This is a genomic window from Acinetobacter sp. YH16031, assembly GCF_013417335.1.
GTDB lineage: Bacteria > Pseudomonadota > Gammaproteobacteria > Pseudomonadales > Moraxellaceae > Acinetobacter.
Window position 1 is genome coordinate 1 of sequence record NZ_VPED01000195.1, and the last position, 1,064, is coordinate 1,064.

2 protein-coding genes are annotated in these 1,064 nt (G+C 34.9%); both read right to left on the reverse strand.

Annotated features, from left to right (window positions below):
• A partial coding sequence (locus FTV31_RS17105; RefSeq protein ID WP_218948761.1) for a plasmid replication DNA-binding protein occupies window positions 1-336 on the reverse strand: 336 nt, incomplete at its 3' end.
• Between the two features lie 78 nt (window positions 337-414).
• On the reverse strand, window positions 415-1,064 hold a 650-nt coding region (repM, locus tag FTV31_RS17110), incomplete at its 5' end, for a replication initiation protein RepM (protein WP_180015838.1).

Sequence of the window (1,064 nt, forward strand, 5' to 3'; positions counted from 1 at the left end):
AGTCATATTAGGTTTTGGGGCTTCTAATAGGCGTTGCATCGTTTCAATTTGGTTTTGATAGAAAGATTCCCGGTCTTTGGCATCATCAAGCTGATTTTTCAGCATGTCTATCTGCTGTCTAAGCAGTAAAACTTCTGCCGAACTTGGACTGTCTATTTTTACAGGTTCTTTTACATCCTGTTTTTTAGCAGGCTCTCCAAATACACGGATAGCTTCTGAAAAATCAATTTTGTTATCAGAATTTTTACTTAAAATTCCTTTATTTATATGGTTGTAAATCGTTTGTCTATTTATACCATAAAGCTTGGATAATTCTAAAACTGAAAGGCTTTTCATGATGTAAAACGATGCCTAATCTTGTAAAAATGTCTTGTCTATTAGACAGTCTAATAGACAAATCGGCAAGCCTATATTCTAGGCAGCCTTAAAACCTACTTTTTGGAGGTAAGGGTATAGTTCCTTAAATTTCTCTGGGGTTTGGAGCATTTCAGCAATACGTACAGCGAACTGCTGATAGCTTTCTGTGCCCTGGGAGTATTTACTCATTTCAGGAAGTTGTGAAAGTTTGTTGGCAAACAAGTGTCGTTGAGCATCTGTCATGGTTGAGAAAATATTTACCGTTTTTGGATCTCGCTTGTTTTCTACTGATTGATTGCCCGTTTTCTTCTGTTTGAAGGTGAATGAAAAACCTGAAATAGAACGGCCTTTTTTATGCTGCTCATATTTAACTGTAATGTCAGAAAACTCGTTAATTTGATCAATAGCAATATCTAAAACACGTCTTTTAAAAGCTTCTGTACGGGCATATTCATTTTCCTCTATTCCAAGTAATGAACGAAATTCTTGTATCTCGTAAATTCTTGTTTTACCCACACTACGCCATGAAATAAGTAATTCGTAGAGACGAATAGCATAACGACTGGTTAATTTTGCAATTTGTTTTAAGTCATAGCTTGTAAAGCATTCTTCTAAACGGGTTATTAAAGGAATAATATCTGGAGCAAAAATTAATTTAACAATAGCTTCATTTTCTACATAACTGATTTTGCTTACCCAACGAGAGT